Source organism: Enterobacter sp. J49 (assembly GCF_002148625.1).
GTDB classification, from domain to species: Bacteria; Pseudomonadota; Gammaproteobacteria; order Enterobacterales; family Enterobacteriaceae; genus Enterobacter; species Enterobacter ludwigii.
Genome location: NZ_MWPY01000035.1, coordinates 292833 through 309498 on the forward strand (window position 1 = coordinate 292833; position 16666 = coordinate 309498).

The window sequence follows — 16666 nt, forward strand, 5'->3', positions numbered from 1 at the left end:
CCCGGGGGCTTATCGAATAAGCAGAAAATATTAGCAAAAATACGCATAAGAAATTTTTACTGCGTAAGCGCAAGGAAAGTGAACGAAAATTACGGCAGTATGTAAATACTAATGAGAACTACTATCAATTCGACGACGTTTTGATATTATTACGGTCAGATTTTGTGATTTGCGTCCTGGAGATACAGAGTGGGTAATAATTTGATGCAGACGGATCTCTCCGTCTGGGGCATGTATCATCATGCTGACATCGTGGTTAAGATTGTGATGATCGGCCTGGTTCTGGCGTCCGTGATCACCTGGGCTATCTTCTTCAGTAAGAGCGTCGACCTGCTGTCGCAGAAGCGTCGCCTCAAGCGGGAACAACAGCAACTGGCTGAAGCCCGCTCCCTGGATCAGGCCTTAGACATGACCACATCCTTCCATGGAAAAAGCCTGACCACCCTGTTAGTCAACGAAGCACAGAACGAGCTGGAACTCTCCGCAGGCAGTGAAGATAACGAAGGCATTAAAGAACGTACCGGCTTCCGCCTGGAGCGTCGCGTTGCTGCCGTTGGCCGCCATATGGGCCGCGGTAACGGTTATCTGGCCACTATCGGGGCGATCTCACCGTTCATCGGTCTGTTCGGTACGGTCTGGGGCATCATGAACAGCTTTATCGGCATTGCGCAGACGCAGACCACCAACCTGGCGGTGGTTGCGCCAGGGATTGCCGAAGCGCTGCTGGCGACCGCAATCGGTCTGGTCGCGGCCATTCCGGCGGTCGTCATCTATAACATCTTCGCGCGTATGATTGGCAACTATAAAGCCACGCTCGGTGACGTCGCCGCGCAGGTGCTGTTGCTGCAAAGCCGCGATCTTGACCTCAATGCCAGCTCCGTTAAACCGGTGCATGCGGCGTCTAAACTGCGCGTAGGTTGATTGTATGGCGATGCGTCTTAACGAAAATCTGGACGATAACGGCGAAATGCATGAAATCAACGTGACGCCGTTTATCGACGTCATGCTGGTTCTGCTGATTATCTTCATGGTGGCTGCGCCGCTGGCGACGGTCGACGTGAAGGTGAATCTGCCTGCCTCTTCCAGCCAGCCGCAGCCGCGTCCTGAGAAACCTGTCTATTTGTCGGTGAAAGCGGATAAATCGATGTTCCTCGGCAACGACCCGGTGACGGATCAGTCTGTTATCCCGGCGCTGGATCAGCTCACCGGCGGCAAGAAAGACACCACGGTTTTCTTCCGCGCGGATAAAACCGTCGATTACGAAACCATGATGAAGGTAATGGACACGCTGCATCAGGCGGGTTATCTCAAGATTGGGCTGGTCGGCGAAGAGAAAGCGGCCGCGAAATAACAAAGAAGCTGGCGAAAGCCGGCTTTTTTTATGCGTGTCGGGCGATCAGTTTTTTGTCTCAGTGGGCGCAGGCGCAGGCGCGTGGGACGCCAGCGCGTCTTCATCAAGCGCAACGCAGGTGACGTTTGACGTGCGGTACTCGCCGTCAGACAGTTTGCGCGTCAGGCGCAGGGTGGCCACTTCTCTGGCGAGCAGGTACTGATAATTGGCCTCCAGACGCCCGAGAAGCTTCTCTTTCAGCTCAGGCCGCTGTTCGATGAGGGTATTCATCACCGCGCCGTATATCTCTTCCTTCACCTGCAGAGGATAAATCTCGCGGCGATTATGCCATTTCAGGCGTACCAGCGTCGCCGGGATCGATACCAGGTCCTGAGTTATTCGCGTCATCTCAGCATTTTTTGTGTTTCGCAGTGCATCGAGATTTTGCTTTAAGATAAATTCATCACTTTTTTTGTTATCTAAAGCCAAATAAACGTCGTTATCTTTAATTTCTTTCACGTTACTCTTCCCCCAGGTTATAAAAAATAGGGTTGTTGGTTTCACGCGTAATTAGATTAAGCCAAATTTCATTGCCGGCTTCGTTTATTTCTTTGGTTTTTTCCGCGATTATTTGACTTAATTTCTGGGCATCTATTTCACCTTCGGCCTGCAGGTCATTCAGCAGGTGGACAAAGGCTTCTATTTTAACGGCGCGAAATAACCGGTCCTTTATATGACGGTCGTGCTCTTCCAGTAACATATTACGGGATTTACCGGTGCGAGAAACGCCTATTAATATGTCAGACTCGTAATCAGAGAGCTTTCTTTTCCCCTGAGTGAAATTAGCCTCTTTTTCTGCTTCCGTCGTTTGCTGTTCCACAGGCGCAATGTGGTACTTAGCCGGGACGAGGTAGTCGGGCAGCATTTTAATTTCCTTTAATTACAACAGGGTGGGGTTGGTAAAGGCGTGAGATTCGTTGACAATATCATGAGGCAATTTTAAAATCAAAAAAAATGGAGCCTACCCATGAACAGCATTTTTTTTACGGTCATCACATTACTATTACTGACCGCTGGTGTTCTTTTATTGATGCAGGAGTTCAATAAAACGCAAGTGTCGAAAGACGCCAGTGAACCTCCGCTACCTGAACTGATGACAAAAGAGGAAGGTGAAGACCATTTCTCCGTATTGATGAACTCGGTTACACCGGTTTGGTACTGGCGGGTGAACCATGAATATATCGACTTTTTGCACGCGACAATTAAGCGAATGAAAATGTCGGAAATTAATGACACGCCTGGGTTGTTTGAAGCGCAGCGCCGCTGCAGCGACCTGAATTCCGCGGTGTATAAATATTATGACAATATCAAAAAGCGTTGCCTTAACGGTGAGAAGGTCTCCTGTTCCGATCTGGACGTATTAAACCTGCGCCAGTGTTTTCGTGAGTTCAGCCTGGAGGCGTATCCGGAACTGGTGGTGCTGGTCTGGCCGGAGTATGCGCGCCCGGACGTCAATCCTGACAATGTCTGAACGTACAACGAGTGAGTTGTTGCAAACAGTCAGCGCCGTTGAGATATACTGGGCGCTGGTTTCGTTTGCAGACAGGACTTTATGGAACGCTTCTTTGAAAACGCGATGTACGCCTCTCGCTGGATACTGGCACCCGTCTATTTTGGCCTTTCGCTGGCGCTGATTGCGCTGACGATTAAGTTTTTCCAGGAAATCTTGCATGTTCTGCCGAACATCTTTTCCATTGCCGAAGCAGATTTGATTCTGGTTCTGCTTTCGCTGGTGGATATGACGCTGGTGGGCGGATTACTGGTGATGGTGATGTTCTCCGGCTATGAGAACTTTGTCTCTCAGCTCGATATCGACGAGCGCAAAGAGAAGCTCAACTGGCTGGGCAAAATGGATGCCTCGTCGCTGAAGAATAAAGTGGCTGCGTCGATTGTGGCGATCTCATCTATCCACCTGTTACGCGTATTCATGGACGCCAAGAATGTCCCGGACAACAAACTGATGTGGTATGTGATTATCCATCTGACGTTTGTGCTGTCTGCGTTCGTGATGGGGTATCTGGATAAGATCAGTAAGAAGTAATTTTCCCCCCCTCTTCCCAGGGGAGAGGGGGGCGTGAGCGCGACAGACCGCGCTATTTATCCGACGATGCCTGCCACAAATTCAATTCCCCATCCGCAACATGCTGGTCAATCCTTTTCAGCTCATCGTCGCTAAAGTGCAGGTTATTCAGGGCCTGCACGTTCTCTTCGATCTGCTCCGGACGGCTCGCACCAATCAGTACGGATGTCACGCGTTCATCCTTCAGCAGCCAGCTCAGCGCCATTTGCGCCATCGTCTGAACACGGGCCTGTGCCATCTCATTCAGTAAACGCAGGCTGTTCAGGTTGGCTTCAGTCAGCATGTTTTCCGTCAGACCGCGCACCTTCTTGCCTTCACGCTGCATACGAGAATCTTCAGGAATACCGTTCAGGTATTTTCCGGTCAGCAGACCCTGCGCCAGCGGCGTAAACGCAATGCAACCCGCCCCGTTTTTCTCAAGCGTATCCAGCAGGCCGGTGTGATCGACCCAGCGGTTGAGCAGGTTGTAAGATGGCTGGTGGATAAGCAGCGGGATCTTCCACTCACGTAACAGGTCCGCCATTTTCTGGGTGCGCTCCGTGGAGTAGGAGGAGATACCGACATACAGCGCTTTACCGCTCTGCACAGCCTGGGCCAGCGCAGCGGCGGTCTCTTCCATCGGCGTATTTTCATCCACGCGGTGAGAATAGAAAATATCCACATACTCCAGCCCCATGCGCTTGAGGCTCTGATCGAGGCTGGCGAGCAGGTATTTGCGCGACCCGCCCGACCCATACGGCCCCGGCCACATGTCATAGCCTGCTTTGGTTGAGATGATCAGTTCATCGCGATACGCGGCAAAATCTTCCCGCAGCAGACGACCCATGTTTTCTTCCGCGCTTCCCGCCGGCGGGCCGTAGTTGTTGGCAAGATCGAAATGGGTAATGCCGAGGTCGAAGGCTTTATGCAACAGCGCCCGCTGAGAGTCGAGAGGCTGTACGTGGCCGAAACTATGCCACAGACCAAGCGACAGTGCCGGCAGGCGCAGGCCGCTTTTTCCGCAGTAGCGGTACTGCATATTTTCGTAGCGGGCGGGGTAAGGGTGCCAGGACATGATGTCTCCTTTCTTGTCGATGAATTTTCGAAACAACGTTTTCATTCTGTGCTTATCAAATCACAAATCCTGTTGATAAGCGATGACATGTCTGACCACCCGGAATGATTAAAGCCCGGCAGCATCAGACTGACCGGGCGTTCACTCGTCAGAAGCTGTAACTCATCCCCGCCTGCACGCTGGCATCGTTGTCCACGTCACCGGTGCCGACATACACCCCGGTATTGAGCGTGAAGTTATGCGCGATGGTTGCATTGATGCCTGCTCCGAAGATCCCCATCGTGTTGTTATGGCCGGAGGTGGTGTGGTAATCCGCCGCCTGAATATCAGTATCGTCGCTGAACTCTTTCTGGAAGCGTGCGTCGATCCACGGCATCATCTGCACGTTCTTGTTCAGATCGCGAAGCGTTGTGGTGAGTCTCAACCCGACCCCACTGTTCCAGGAAGAGACCTGACTGTCGGCGAAGGTCACTTCACTGTCGGAGAAGCCGTTTGCTTTGGTTTGATCCCAGCCTAAGGTGGCGTAAGGTTGCAGCAGGGTTTCACCTGGCAGCAACACGTTCACACCGGTACGCGCCTGCGCCATATACAGGGTGCCATCCGTCGAACCGTGCAGTGCTTCGGTCATGCCGCTGGTATTCCCCGTCACGTTATTCGCAGACAGGGTGTACCGCATATCGCCATAGCTGAAGCTACCGTCGGCAAACATACCCCATGTTCTGCCGTTAAGCGCCTGCTGCCAGCCACCGTATAGGCTGTAGTAATTACCGTAGACGCTGTCATTAAAGCTATCAGCGCCGTCATGGGTATCCTGCACGCGGCTGCGTGTCCATGCCAGTGCAATACCGCCAGTGACGCTATCACCGTTGTCCAGATGCGCCGTCCAGTCCACGCCACCCTGAGCGCCCTGGGTGATGCTCTTATAGTCAACATCATTGCTGAAATTGCCATTCTGATAGAGGAAATCACCCCAGACCTGCGCACCTTCCTCCTGCTTGCCGAGCAGGTTAGCCAGATGCACCTGATTCATATGGTTGCTGATATCATCAGCCACCTGATGTCCGGCCTGCTCGGCAGCGTCCAGACCGGCAACAAGGCCCTGAACGTCGCTCGCGAGGCTGCCCTTCTGGCTGTTAAATTCGATATTCCACGACTGCGTATTATCGGCGGTAAGGCGTGTCTGCGGCGCGGTATCTACGGCCACAATATTCAGACTGTTGTCATAATTATAAGCGCCGCTACGGTTTTCAACATTCTGTTGGCCATTTGTGAAGGTAGCCGCTGCATAATTTTGCGGGGTGCTGGTGCCTGAAGTGGTGAACGTACCCAGAATCACGTTCTGCTGATTTTGTGCCGAGGGAGTAATGCTGTTGACGACAACGGCGTTATTAACCCCGGTGATATTGCCGAAATCAACAAAGCTGTCGGTGCTCATATTTACCATCGCATTACTGCCGGTGGTAGTAGCGACAAGCGTTGAGCCATTTTGCAAACTCCAGCTGGTGGCATCGTTAATTTTATCAATGGCGATGCTGTTATTGCTGGTCGTGTTCACCGTCTCGAACTGACTAATTTCACCAGAAACAGAACTGCCGGCATCCATTGACAGCGTGTCGCTACCGTCACCGCCATCAACATTGCCGTTAACATGAGAATTATTGGTCAGCACGACCGTATCATCGCCCGCACCGGTTGTAATATCACCATTTACGGTGGCATTGTTTTGCAGCGTGATGGTGGTATTGCCGCTGTTTTGACCGGTATTTACCGCACCATTAATGGTGCTGTTATCCACCAGAACAGAATTCGCTGAACTGCCGTTCAGGGTAATATTGCCATTCACGACGCTCTTATTAGTAAACGTAAGTGATGTCGACCCCTTTTCATTAATAACGCCAATATCGCCAGTGACGGTACTGTTATTCAGGGCCAGGGAATCGGCCTGGGTGCCGTACATAGCGATGGCAAGATCGCCCACGCCATCCAGGTTGATGTCACTGAACGGCTTATACGCGCTGAGTTTTTCGGCCAGGTCGCCCATGTTCTGCGCGATTTCACTCTGCGAGGCATCGACGGTGGCTCCGGTCAGCGTAATGCGGGTATTTGATTGATCGCTCCCTGCATAAATACCGCCCTTATCCATTGTACTGTTGCTGAGGGTAATATCCTGTTCGCCAGCGCCGGCGCTTACAATGCTGCCGTGCAGCGCGCTCCCGTTCTCAATATTGACGGTGTGGTAGCCTTTATCCAGTGGATCGAGATAAATCGCTGAGCCCATCATATAGGTTTTATCACCCTGGTAATTGCCTGTACTGTTTTCACCGTTCAGCGTCGCGCCATCAACCGTCACGGTGGTATTGGTGGTCGCTCCTCCGCTACCGACTTCAATCATATCGGCCGTAGCGCCGTTATTCAGGGTGATATTCGCGGTACCGCCGTTGCTTCCCTGGATATAGTGGCCTGACATATCCGTTCCGGATACCGTTAATGACTGCGTGTCGCCATCACCTCGATGACCATCCATGAAAATATTATTCGCCGTGGCGTCGGCCATAACCGCATTTGTTACACCGGGATTTTGATAAAAGCTGTCATCGGTATATTTCGTTAATCCACAGGTTTGCGTCGTCACGCCATCCTCACACGGTGTCGCTGCCGTCATTGCTGCCTGGGTACCGAAAGAGGTTAAAGCCATTAAGACACACTGCGAAAGCAATGTGCGGTTCATAAATTTACGCATCTGAAACTCCGTTAATAAAAAATCGTCGACATCCTTGTAAAGGAATTTATTTAATTTAAGGAATTTCTCATAAGTAAAGGATGTAATGAAATTTAAAAGATAAGGAGTAAGTTATTGGGGTATTTAAATCAGGAAGTCTGATAATTAGGTGTTAATATATTTATGTGATAAATAGAACTGAATAGTTACCCTGCAAATTAAGCGGGTTTTCGCGAAAGGGTAGCGCTATTGATTGACGCAATCTGTTGATGAGGTACTCCTCAGGAGGTATGGCCGTTAATTTAATGCGCTGCAGTTTTACATTTATTTATCCACTGACAAAGTAAAACACATTCTTAGCAGGGTAATTTTCCCCTTCGAAAGTGTCTCTTTTTTCTGAATGAACGCAGGAGCAGTAAAAATTTTAATAAAAATAATGCGTGAAAGGTGATGAATTTGCTCATTCCTGCCGATAACGAGGGTAAGACTCGCCTCTGGGCGAATTCACCCTCACGGCAAGGAAGACTTATGAATATGTTGCGTAATTTCACGATCCGTTTCGTCATGCTGACGATTCTCGGGATCTTTTGTTTAATGTGGGCGGGCGTGGGGCTTTACAGCACCTGGTCTCTGTCACGGGTATCTGAGGGCAATGAGGTGGATCGCCAGCTGGTCAAACAGATGACCATACTCAGTCAGGGTAACGATCAGTATTTTCGCTTTGTGACCCGGTTGAGTCGTGCGATGGAAGTGAAAGCCGCGGGTGGCACACCGGACCTGGCCCCAGCCCAGCAGGCGCTGGACAATATGGGGAAGAAACTGGCTGAGATGAAGGCAATCTCACCAGGACCGATGGATGAGCAAGTTTCAGCTCAGGTGATCGGTAGCTGGCAGGCTTTGCTTGAGCAGGGCGTAACGCCGCAAATGCAGCAGGCGAAGCAATCCTCTCTGGAGGGCTACCGTCAGCAGGCGAATAACATCACCCCTCCGCTGAGTCGTGCGTTTGGTGCTGCTGCGGAGAACTTTAACAATGCGGCTGCCCGGGCACTCGACAGCACCCGAGTCGTCGTGGACAGCCTGACCAGCATGACCCGTACGGTGATTATCACCGCCACGATTATTGGCCTGTTAATACTGCTCTTCACCGACCGTTACCTGGTGGCGATGCTGGTAAAACCGCTGGCTCGCATTCGCCAGCAGTTCCGCCAGATTGCCCAGGGCGATCTCAGTCAGCCGATTGAACCGTTCGGTCGCAACTGCGTGGGTCAACTGGTTCCTCTGCTGAGCGCGATGCAGGATAGCCTGCGAGAAGCGGTGAGCTCTATTCGCTCCGGCAGCGAGAATATCTGGCGCGGCGCGACGGAGATCTCCAGCGGTAATAACGATCTCTCGTCCCGTACCGAAGAGCAGGCCGCCGCACTGGAAGAGACTGCGGCCAGCATGGAACAGCTGACCGCCACCGTGAAGCTGAATGCGGAAAGTGCGCGTCAGGCCAGCCAGCTGGCGGATGTGGCGTCAACAACGGCCAGCCGCGGCGGCTCGCTGGTGGAAGAGGTGGTGACCACCATGAGCGGTATTTCTGAGAGCTCGAAGAAGATTGCTGAAATCACCAATGTGATCAACAGCATTGCCTTCCAGACCAATATCCTGGCGCTAAACGCTGCCGTGGAAGCGGCGCGCGCGGGCGAGCAGGGACGTGGGTTTGCCGTCGTGGCCGGCGAGGTGCGTAGCCTGGCAAGCCGCAGCGCCAACGCGGCAAAAGAAATTGAGGGATTGATTACCGATTCCGTTTCCCGCGTAGAGCAGGGCGCAAAGCTGGTGGGCGACACGGGCACCACCATGGATGCCATTTTGCGTGATGTGACGGAAGTGACGACCATCATGAAGCAAATCGCGTCTGCGTCTGAGGAGCAAAGTAAGGGGATTTCGCAGGTGGGTATTGCTATCACGCAAATGGATGGCGTGACACAGCAAAACGCCTCGCTTGTGGAAGAGGTCTCGGCAGCGGCCTCCGCGCTTGAACGTCAGACCGAAGAGCTCCAGCGGTCGGTGCAGAAATTCCGCCTCTCGGCATAAACACTGCTAAAAGGCCGCCGTGTGCGGCCTTTTTTTCGGTTAAATGCAGGCGAGCCAAACGGAGCGCCGCCCGCCGCTTATCAGTGGGTGGCTTCACCAATCAGTGCGCCAGAGCCGGCACCGACGGCGGCCCCTTTCAGTACGCTGTTGCCTGTTACCGCCGCAGCACCTGCACCCACCACGGCACCCACCGCACCGCCTTTACGCGCAGCTTTACCTTTGTCACCGTTTTTGAACATCGCACCGGTACCCGCGCCAACGACCGCACCGCCTACCGTGGATTTCAAATCTTTGCCCGTGGCTGCGCCAATTGCCGCACCGGCCACTGCACCGGCGGCGGTTTTATCTATCGCCATACCAGAAGTGGAAAAGATCAGGGTGCTGATAATCAGCGCTGTTTTCATCAATTTCATAACAAATCCTTTGTGACTGCTGTCGGTTGAGTCCGCTTTTCTCGTCATCTGACCTGAGAAAAACGTCCGCATAGTGCCAGTAATACCGGCTCAACCCTTAAGCAAATCATGCCCCTGGCAGGGATCCCTGTTGCCGGGCGGTGGTCCGCCCGGCAGAGCATTACGCCTGACGCTTGTCTTCCGTATTGGTCTCGAAGTCGCTTGCCGCGTGGCGTTCGTGGAGCTGCTCGTTGAGCTCGCCGCTGGTGCGGTTAACGATACGCCCGCGCTTCACGGCAGGGCGGTGTGCCACATCTTTCGCCCAGCGCTGAACGTTGGTGTACTTCTCAGCGTCGAGGAACTCGGCGGCGTTATACACGCTACCCAGCGCCACGCAGCCGAACCACGGCCAGACCGCCATATCGGCGATGGTGTACTCTTCACCGGCCACGTAGCGGCTACGCGCCAGCTGTTTATCCAGCACGTCGAACAGGCGTTTGGCTTCCATCGTGAAGCGGTCAATCGCGTACTCAATCTTCACCGGTGCGTAGTTATAGAAGTGGCCGAAACCGCCGCCGAGGAACGGGGCCGCGCCCTGCAGCCAGAACAGCCAGTTCAGGGTTTCCGTACGTCCCGCCGGATCTTTTGGCAGGAAATGGCCGAACTTCTCTGCCAGATAGAGCAGGATGCTGCCGGATTCAAATACGCGCGTGGGCGGTGTCGTGGAGTGGTCACGCAGCGCCGGAATTTTCGAGTTCGGGTTCACTTCAACAAAGCCGCTGGAGAACTGGTCGCCTTCACCAATGCGAATCAACCATGCATCGTACTCGGCACCCGTCACGCCAAGCGCCAGAAGCTCTTCCAGCATGATGGTCACTTTCTGCCCGTTTGGTGTGCCCAGAGAATAGAGCTGCAGCGGATGCGAACCCACGGGTAACTCTTTCTCATGCGTCGCACCGGAGATCGGACGGTTAATATTGGCGAACGCGCCGCCGCCGTTCTTTTTCCATTCCCACACTTTGGGTGGCTGATAGGTATTTTCGTCTGACATGTTGGCCTGCCTTTTTTGTGATGTGTTGAGGGAGTGTAGCAGGAGTTCATGGCAGGGTTTAGCGAACTGAGCGCAATACATTTCCCCTTCGCGCCACACTACACAGACAGCGGAACGGGTGTATGATAAATCCCACCTCTGTCAGGTTAATTACAACGTGCAGACGACGACAACCCTTTCAACATTGCCGCCTGCCCGTTTTAGGTTGGATACATGCGTAAAGGAAAGTTAAGCAGTGACGCGCCATTCGGGACGTTATTAGGTTATGCGCCGGGTGGCGTGGCGATTTACTCTTCAAACTACGGCAGTCTCGATCCGCGTCGTTATCCGGAAGACGCGGATTTTCGCAGCTATATTGGCAATGAATACATGGGCCATAAGTGGCAGTGTGTTGAGTTCGCCCGCCGTTTTCTGTTCCTCAATTATGGATGTGTTTTCACCGACGTCGGTATGGCGTGGGAGATCTTCTCTCTGCGCTTTTTGCGCCAGGTCGTGAACGATAACATCCTGCCGCTTCAGGCCTTTGCCAATGGGTCGAAACGCGCGCCGCAGGCCGGAGCGTTGCTTATCTGGCAAAAGGGCGGGGAATTTCATGAGACCGGCCACGTTGCCGTGATCGCGCAACTGTTAGACGATAAGGTGCGCATTGCCGAGCAGAACGTTATTCACTCTCCGCTCCCGCTCGGGCAGCAGTGGACGCGCGAGCTGCGAATGACCGTTGAGAACGGTACTTACACGCTGCATGACACCTTTAACGATACCGAAATTCTCGGCTGGATGATCCAGACGGACGACACGGAGCACAGCATCCCTCAGCCGGAACTCGACGGTGAACTGCTGAAAATCAGCGGTGCGCGGCTGAAGAATAAACGTCAGTTTGACGGGAAATGGCTCAACGAAAACGACGCCCTGCAGCAGGCGTATGTCCGCGCAAACGGCCACTTTATCAATAAAGATCCCTGCCAGTATTTTACCATTACCGAAAGTGCCGAGCAGGAGCTGATCAAAGCGACCAATGAACTGCACCTGATGTACCTGCACGCGACCGACAAAGTGCTGAAAGACGATAACTTACTGGCGCTTTTTGACATCCCTAAAATCCTCTGGCCGCGTCTGCGCCTCTCATGGCAGTGGCGTCGTCACCATATGATCACCGGTCGTATGGATTTCTGTATGGATGAGCGTGGCATCAAGGTTTACGAGTACAACGCCGATTCTGCCTCCTGCCACACGGAAGGGGGATTAATCCTCGAAGAGTGGGTGAAGAACGGTTATCGCGGTAACGGCCACAATCCGGCGGAAGGTTTGCTGGAAGAACTTACCGGCGCGTGGAAGCACAGCCATGCGCGTCCGTTCGTGCACATCATGCAGGACAATGACGTCGAAGAGGATTATCACGCGCTCTTTATTCAGCGCTCTCTGCTGCAGGCCGGGTTTGAAACCAAAATTCTGCATGGGCTTAACGCTCTCAGCTGGGATGCAGCCGGGCAACTGATTGACGATGAAGGCCGTCACGTTAACTGCGTGTGGAAAACCTGGGCGTGGGAGACGGCGATAGAGCAGATCCGCGAGGTGAGCGAAACCGAATACGCCGCCGTGCCGATCCGCACCGGGCATCCGGCAGGTGACGTACGGCTGATTGACGTCCTGCTGCGTCCGGAAGTGCTGGTGTTCGAACCGCTGTGGACGGTTATTCCCGGCAACAAGGCGATCCTCCCGGTGCTCTGGCAGCTGTTCCCGAATCACCGTTATCTGCTCGATACCGATTTCGAGGTTAACGACCTGCTGAAACAGACCGGTTACGCCATCAAACCGATTGCCGGACGCTGCGGCAGCAATATCGATCTGATTAGCGCCGGGGATGAAGTGCTGGATAAGTCGAGCGGCAAGTTTGTCGATCGCAAAAATATCTACCAGCAGCTGTGGTGCCTGCCGAAGGTGGATGGCAAGCATATCCAGGTCTGTACGTTTACCGTGGGCGGTAACTACGGCGGCACCTGCCTGCGCGGGGATGATTCGCTGGTGGTGAAGAAAGAGAGCGACATCGAACCGTTGATTGTGGTGAAAGACAAGTAAGCTGTTCCGGCTGTCAACACACACCCGCAAGTGTTCCTTGCGGGTGTTTTTCGTTTTCTGGCGGCTCAGGGATGCTCGTCGTGCTGCTGACTTATCTTCAGGTCAATGATGCGGCCGATCTGGTCATGATAGACCGTCAGCAAATTGTACTGACTCATCTCTGAAATGATTTGTGGGGGAACGTTAAAGCTTCTCGCCAGCTCATCGTGACGCCAGGCATCGGGACGCCGCCGCCTTACCTGAGCGCGACGGCGATTGTACTGATACCACAGAATGAGCAACCAGCCGTTAAGCGCGGCGATCAGCAAATAGATCAGCACCGTATTAAACGAGGCAATAATAATGCCCCAGCGGTAGTTGCTCTCCTCGGTTACCTGCATCCACAGATTGGCATAGAGGAAAAACAGAAAACCTCCCCATGCCAGCAGCGTCAGCACCGCATCAAAAAGACGGGGCAATAGCCGATGTTCAGTCAGAATTAGCGTATTTTCGTTCATTGAATGCTTCCTTTTCCCCGGTCCGGACTGATCCAGCGCGCACGTGCACGCTGGCGTTTAAGCATGACTTTTGGAAAGGCGACGAGGGTGGTGAACAGACCAATCATCCAGTACACCATCGGGAACCAGATCACCCAGAAAAGTGAACTCGCCACGTTTCTTTCATAGCGCCGCTCGATATACAAACTGACGAGGAATTGCATCAGACACATGACCCCCAGAAGCAACCCGGTAAATTCAGGAGGAAACAGGCTCTCGACGGTCAGGTTTGTGGGTAACGTAATGATATGGCTGACAATGAACAGCAACACGGTCACCGCATAGGCGAATGCCCACAGCGTTGACAACGCGTACTCTAAAAACAGCGGCCACATGCGATGATGTTCCCAGCGCACGATCTTGCGAAGGTTAACCAGAAAGACCTCTGCACCGCCCTGCGCCCAGCGTAAACGCTGTTTCCACAGACCTTTTAACGTCTCTGGCATCAGGATCCAGCACAGCGCCCGCGGCTCAAAAAAGATATCCCAGTGTCGAAGCTGAAGCTTCCAGCTGATGTCGATATCTTCGGTGATCATATCCGGGCTCCAGTACCCCACATCTGCCAGCGCCTGTCGGCGAAAGGCCGCAATAACCCCGGAGACGGTAAAGACCCTGCCGTAGATCCGCTGCGTCCGTTTGATGAGACCAATAATCGATGAGAACTCGCCTACCTGAATACGGCCAATCAGCGTTGATCGTGTGCGAATACGCGGATTCCCGGTGACGGCCCCGACGTGGGGATACTTAATCAGCGGCTCTACCAGATAGGCTGCGGTATCACGATCGAGCAGGGCGTCGCCATCAATACAGACCAGCAGATCGCCGCGCGCCGCCGCCGCACCGGCCTTAAGCGCCACCGCCTTTCCCTGATTTTCTGCGAGGTGAATGACGCGCAGGCGCGGCTGTTCCTGCGCCAGCTGCTGCAGCACCTCTGCGGTGTTGTCGGAAGAACCATCGTTGATCGCGATAACTTCGATATGGGGGTAGCGCTGATCCAGCGCGGCGCTAATGGTCTCCCGGGCATTTCTTTCCTCGTTGAAACACGGGATCAGGATTGAAATTAACGGATCGCCGTCTAACGTGGGAGCGGGCGTCTGCTTATCCCATGACCAGTGCCGTTCAAGCTGAAACCAGAAATAGAGCCCCCCGGTTATCCAGAGCACGGACATGAACAGTGGCCAGAAGAAGACAAAATCCAGAATCAGTTCTCCGGTAAAGAGGGCAGCCACGCCCAGAGGCAACCCGAATACCAGGCATAAAATAGAGAATGCGATAATGCGATCAGTCATTGTCAGGGTACCAGTACGAAGAGAATTCAGGCCTGATGCGTGAAATATCAGGTTGGTTGTTGATGAAATCGTCGGGGTAGTAACCATAATTTTTGATGCCGTTCAGCTGGAGAACGCGCATCCACTGCGCCAGACGCGTGTCGGGCACGGCACGTTGAGGTTTCTGCTCCCAGTCCCGGGCCTGTAGCTCGAAAATGGTTTTATTGAGCGCACCGGGCCGTGCGGCAACGGCGGCGATCAACCGCGTGAGCCAGGCATCGCTTTCCTCGGCCGGAACGGATTCCATCAGCGGCATAGCCATCGGAACCGTCCAGTCGTAGGTCATCAGAAAATCATCCAGATTTTGTGCAAACCACGCTTCGCTCTCGGGCTGCAGGATGGGCAGGGCGAACATATTCCGCGCGGTTTTAATCTGCGGGCCGCGTATGTTTTTCACCGCCAGGCTAAGGCTGCGGGTAAAGCCGATGAGCGTCTGACTTTTAAAGCGACTCCAGGCGTGAAGGGTGGCCGGATCGTGTTGCATTGCGGCGATACTGCGGTTATTCCAGGCGCGCAGGGCATCCGGGCCGGCATCTTCAAAGTCTGTCAGCACCGCATCGTCGTGAAATAAGATCCCATTGAAGCTGGCGTAGCGGGCAAGATCTTCATAGATTTCCGTGACCTGCTGACGAACCTCGGGGTTCCACGGGGAGAGGCGGATGTAGGGGTCGGTAGCCTCGTGCAATTGGCCCGTTTGACGATCCCAGCGCTGTACCCGCGGGAGTGCGGGTGAGAGATCGAAAGAGAGCACCGGCATCCACGCATAGACTTTTACGCCTGCACGGGTTTGCAGCTGCCAGGCGACAAAATTAAACAGATCGGCGCGCACCGGAAGCCGGCTGTTAGGGAAGTAGAGCGCTTTGATCGTGCCATCGCCCAGCGGATCGGAAAACGCCTGCAGGAAAACATGACTGATTTTCATGTCGTAAACCCGCTGGACAAGTTTATTGATGTTGTTGGTTTGCTGGGCCGGATCGGGATCGTAGACATAATCGAGATCGACATGCATGACGCGCACGGGATCGGCCTCCTGAATCTGGCTGACCGTGCTGGCAAAGGATTTGAGCGAGGGATTTCCGGAAATCAAAAGACGCGGAATATTGCCGAGATCGCGCACATCCGCCAGCCCATCCTCAAGGGTAAAGGCCAGTTGATAACCCTGCTTTCTGGCGATGGCGAGCGATGTGCCGTTCGCGGCGCCATAGGGCCAGACCCAGGCGCGGGGCGCTTTTCCTGTCACCCGGGTAATTTTGTCGGTAACTTTGCGCACGTCATCAGCGATCCGCTGGTTGAACTGCCGATCGGTTTCATAACGCCCCGTCGCTTTATCGTAAAAGCGGTTGGCGATGGCGGGTTCACGGCTTCCCTGTGGGTTAGCCGGTATGCCGTAATGCGAAGCCCAGGTATGCGAGCCAATCTCAACCAGCGGAGACTGGCTTAGCTCCCGCACCATATCCCAGGTTGCAAAGCGCTCGCGGGGCGTCATCAGTCCGCCGAAATTGACCTGCTGATTCGCTGGCGTATCTACCCAACTGCCCACCGGTGCCCACAGCGCAGGGACGTTCCAGGCCTGAAGAAGTGGCCAGACGCGGGTGTAGAAACTGCTGTAGCCATCATCAAAACTGAGTAAATAGGCTCTGGGCGGCAGCGTTTTTTTGCCCTCATGCGCATCCAGAATATCCTGCACGCTAATGGCGTGATAACCGTGATGCACAAGCCAGCCGATCTGCTCGTTTAGGGCGCTGGTACGAACGGACAGGTAGCGCTGATCGGCTGCATCATCTTCAACGTCATGGTAGGCCAGAACCAGAAAATGGTTTTTTGGCCAGGGTTTACTTGCCTCAGGCTGTGGCCGTTCCTGGGGGGACATAAACGAGAGGGCCTGAGCGCAGACGCTCGCGCTGAGGCATAACCAGCCGATAATTATCAGGCTCACAGAAAAACGTTTGTTCAGCATATTCATC

At 53.8% G+C, this 16666-nt stretch carries 15 protein-coding genes; 6 read left to right on the forward strand and 9 right to left on the reverse strand.

Annotated elements, in window-relative coordinates:
- Window positions 1–189 precede the first annotated feature (189 nt).
- Both exbB and exbD read left to right on the forward strand, forming a co-directional pair.
- Entirely contained in the window at window positions 190–921 is a 732-nt protein-coding gene (gene exbB, locus BJP35_RS17635) for a tol-pal system-associated acyl-CoA thioesterase (protein WP_047743650.1), read from the forward strand.
- 4 nt (window positions 922–925) lie between these two features.
- Complete coding sequence (gene exbD / locus BJP35_RS17640) at window positions 926–1351, forward strand: TonB system transport protein ExbD (RefSeq protein WP_014171610.1); 426 nt, start codon at window positions 926–928, stop codon at window positions 1349–1351.
- Between the two features lie 45 nt (window positions 1352–1396).
- Here the strand turns inward: exbD and BJP35_RS17645 are convergent, their stop codons facing one another.
- Window positions 1397–1849 carry a hypothetical protein gene (locus BJP35_RS17645; protein WP_014171609.1) on the reverse strand — a complete coding sequence of 151 codons (453 nt, stop codon included), beginning with the start codon at window positions 1847–1849 and terminating at the stop codon, window positions 1397–1399.
- A 1-nt stretch (window position 1850) separates the two neighbouring features.
- Complete coding sequence (locus BJP35_RS17650) at window positions 1851–2255, reverse strand: hypothetical protein (RefSeq protein WP_020883662.1); 405 nt, start codon at window positions 2253–2255, stop codon at window positions 1851–1853.
- A gap of 102 nt (window positions 2256–2357) precedes the next feature.
- On the opposite strand from BJP35_RS17650, the gene BJP35_RS17655 reads away from it, so the two are divergent.
- Window positions 2358–2861: an ESA_00282 family adhesion-associated protein gene (locus BJP35_RS17655; protein WP_020883663.1), complete on the forward strand. Its 504-nt coding sequence runs from the start codon at window positions 2358–2360 to the stop codon at window positions 2859–2861.
- 81 nt (window positions 2862–2942) lie between these two features.
- Window positions 2943–3431 carry a TIGR00645 family protein gene (locus BJP35_RS17660; RefSeq protein ID WP_014171606.1) on the forward strand — a complete coding sequence of 163 codons (489 nt, stop codon included), beginning with the start codon at window positions 2943–2945 and terminating at the stop codon, window positions 3429–3431.
- 52 nt (window positions 3432–3483) lie between these two features.
- On the opposite strand, the gene BJP35_RS17665 is transcribed toward BJP35_RS17660, so the two are convergent.
- Both BJP35_RS17665 and BJP35_RS17670 read right to left on the reverse strand, forming a co-directional pair.
- Window positions 3484–4524, reverse strand: coding sequence for an aldo/keto reductase (locus BJP35_RS17665; RefSeq protein ID WP_047743648.1), 1041 nt, complete (start codon window positions 4522–4524; stop codon window positions 3484–3486).
- A gap of 148 nt (window positions 4525–4672) precedes the next feature.
- Window positions 4673–7264 (reverse strand): autotransporter outer membrane beta-barrel domain-containing protein, encoded by a 2592-nt coding sequence (locus BJP35_RS17670; RefSeq protein ID WP_047743640.1) that lies wholly within the window; start codon window positions 7262–7264, stop codon window positions 4673–4675.
- A gap of 507 nt (window positions 7265–7771) precedes the next feature.
- On the opposite strand from BJP35_RS17670, the gene BJP35_RS17675 reads away from it, so the two are divergent.
- Window positions 7772–9319 (forward strand): methyl-accepting chemotaxis protein, encoded by a 1548-nt coding sequence (locus BJP35_RS17675; protein WP_020883666.1) that lies wholly within the window; start codon window positions 7772–7774, stop codon window positions 9317–9319.
- Between the two features lie 80 nt (window positions 9320–9399).
- Here BJP35_RS17675 and BJP35_RS17680 read toward each other — a convergent pair whose 3' ends face one another.
- Window positions 9400–9732, reverse strand: coding sequence for a glycine zipper domain-containing protein (locus tag BJP35_RS17680; RefSeq protein ID WP_020883667.1), 333 nt, complete (start codon window positions 9730–9732; stop codon window positions 9400–9402).
- A gap of 160 nt (window positions 9733–9892) precedes the next feature.
- Window positions 9893–10762 (reverse strand): glutathione-dependent disulfide-bond oxidoreductase, encoded by an 870-nt coding sequence (gene yghU, locus BJP35_RS17685; protein WP_020883668.1) that lies wholly within the window; start codon window positions 10760–10762, stop codon window positions 9893–9895.
- A gap of 213 nt (window positions 10763–10975) precedes the next feature.
- Between yghU and gss the strand changes: the two genes are divergently transcribed.
- On the forward strand, window positions 10976–12838 hold the full coding sequence (gene gss / locus BJP35_RS17690) for a bifunctional glutathionylspermidine amidase/synthase (protein ID WP_025203162.1): 1863 nt from the start codon (window positions 10976–10978) through the stop codon (window positions 12836–12838).
- 65 nt (window positions 12839–12903) lie between these two features.
- Here the strand turns inward: gss and pgaD are convergent, their stop codons facing one another.
- Genes pgaD through pgaB form a run of 3 tightly spaced genes read right to left on the reverse strand, consistent with a single transcriptional unit; the run spans window position 12904 to window position 16659 of the window.
- Complete coding sequence (gene pgaD, locus BJP35_RS17695) at window positions 12904–13335, reverse strand: poly-beta-1,6-N-acetyl-D-glucosamine biosynthesis protein PgaD (protein WP_014171599.1); 432 nt, start codon at window positions 13333–13335, stop codon at window positions 12904–12906.
- Window positions 13332–14663, reverse strand: a complete 1332-nt coding sequence (gene pgaC / locus BJP35_RS17700; RefSeq protein WP_032678962.1) for a poly-beta-1,6-N-acetyl-D-glucosamine synthase — start codon at window positions 14661–14663, stop codon at window positions 13332–13334. The genes pgaD and pgaC overlap by 4 nt, the downstream gene beginning before the upstream one ends.
- Window positions 14656–16659, reverse strand: a complete 2004-nt coding sequence (gene pgaB / locus BJP35_RS17705; RefSeq protein WP_047743638.1) for a poly-beta-1,6-N-acetyl-D-glucosamine N-deacetylase PgaB — start codon at window positions 16657–16659, stop codon at window positions 14656–14658. The genes pgaC and pgaB overlap by 8 nt, the downstream gene beginning before the upstream one ends.
- Window positions 16660–16666 lie beyond the last annotated feature (7 nt).

Coding starts and splice junctions, on each gene's coding strand:
- exbD (WP_014171610.1), top strand. CDS start 926: ATGGCGATGCGTCTTAACGAAAATCTGGACGATAACGGCGAAATGCAT.
- BJP35_RS17650 (WP_020883662.1), bottom strand. CDS start 2,255: ATGCTGCCCGACTACCTCGTCCCGGCTAAGTACCACATTGCGCCTGTG.
- BJP35_RS17655 (WP_020883663.1), top strand. CDS start 2,358: ATGAACAGCATTTTTTTTACGGTCATCACATTACTATTACTGACCGCT.
- BJP35_RS17660 (WP_014171606.1), top strand. CDS start 2,943: ATGGAACGCTTCTTTGAAAACGCGATGTACGCCTCTCGCTGGATACTG.
- BJP35_RS17665 (WP_047743648.1), bottom strand. CDS start 4,524: ATGTCCTGGCACCCTTACCCCGCCCGCTACGAAAATATGCAGTACCGC.
- BJP35_RS17670 (WP_047743640.1), bottom strand. CDS start 7,264: ATGCGTAAATTTATGAACCGCACATTGCTTTCGCAGTGTGTCTTAATG.
- BJP35_RS17675 (WP_020883666.1), top strand. CDS start 7,772: ATGAATATGTTGCGTAATTTCACGATCCGTTTCGTCATGCTGACGATT.
- BJP35_RS17680 (WP_020883667.1), bottom strand. CDS start 9,732: ATGAAATTGATGAAAACAGCGCTGATTATCAGCACCCTGATCTTTTCC.
- yghU (WP_020883668.1), bottom strand. CDS start 10,762: ATGTCAGACGAAAATACCTATCAGCCACCCAAAGTGTGGGAATGGAAA.
- gss (WP_025203162.1), top strand. CDS start 10,976: ATGCGTAAAGGAAAGTTAAGCAGTGACGCGCCATTCGGGACGTTATTA.
- pgaD (WP_014171599.1), bottom strand. CDS start 13,335: ATGAACGAAAATACGCTAATTCTGACTGAACATCGGCTATTGCCCCGT.
- pgaC (WP_032678962.1), bottom strand. CDS start 14,663: ATGACTGATCGCATTATCGCATTCTCTATTTTATGCCTGGTATTCGGG.
- pgaB (WP_047743638.1), bottom strand. CDS start 16,659: ATGCTGAACAAACGTTTTTCTGTGAGCCTGATAATTATCGGCTGGTTA.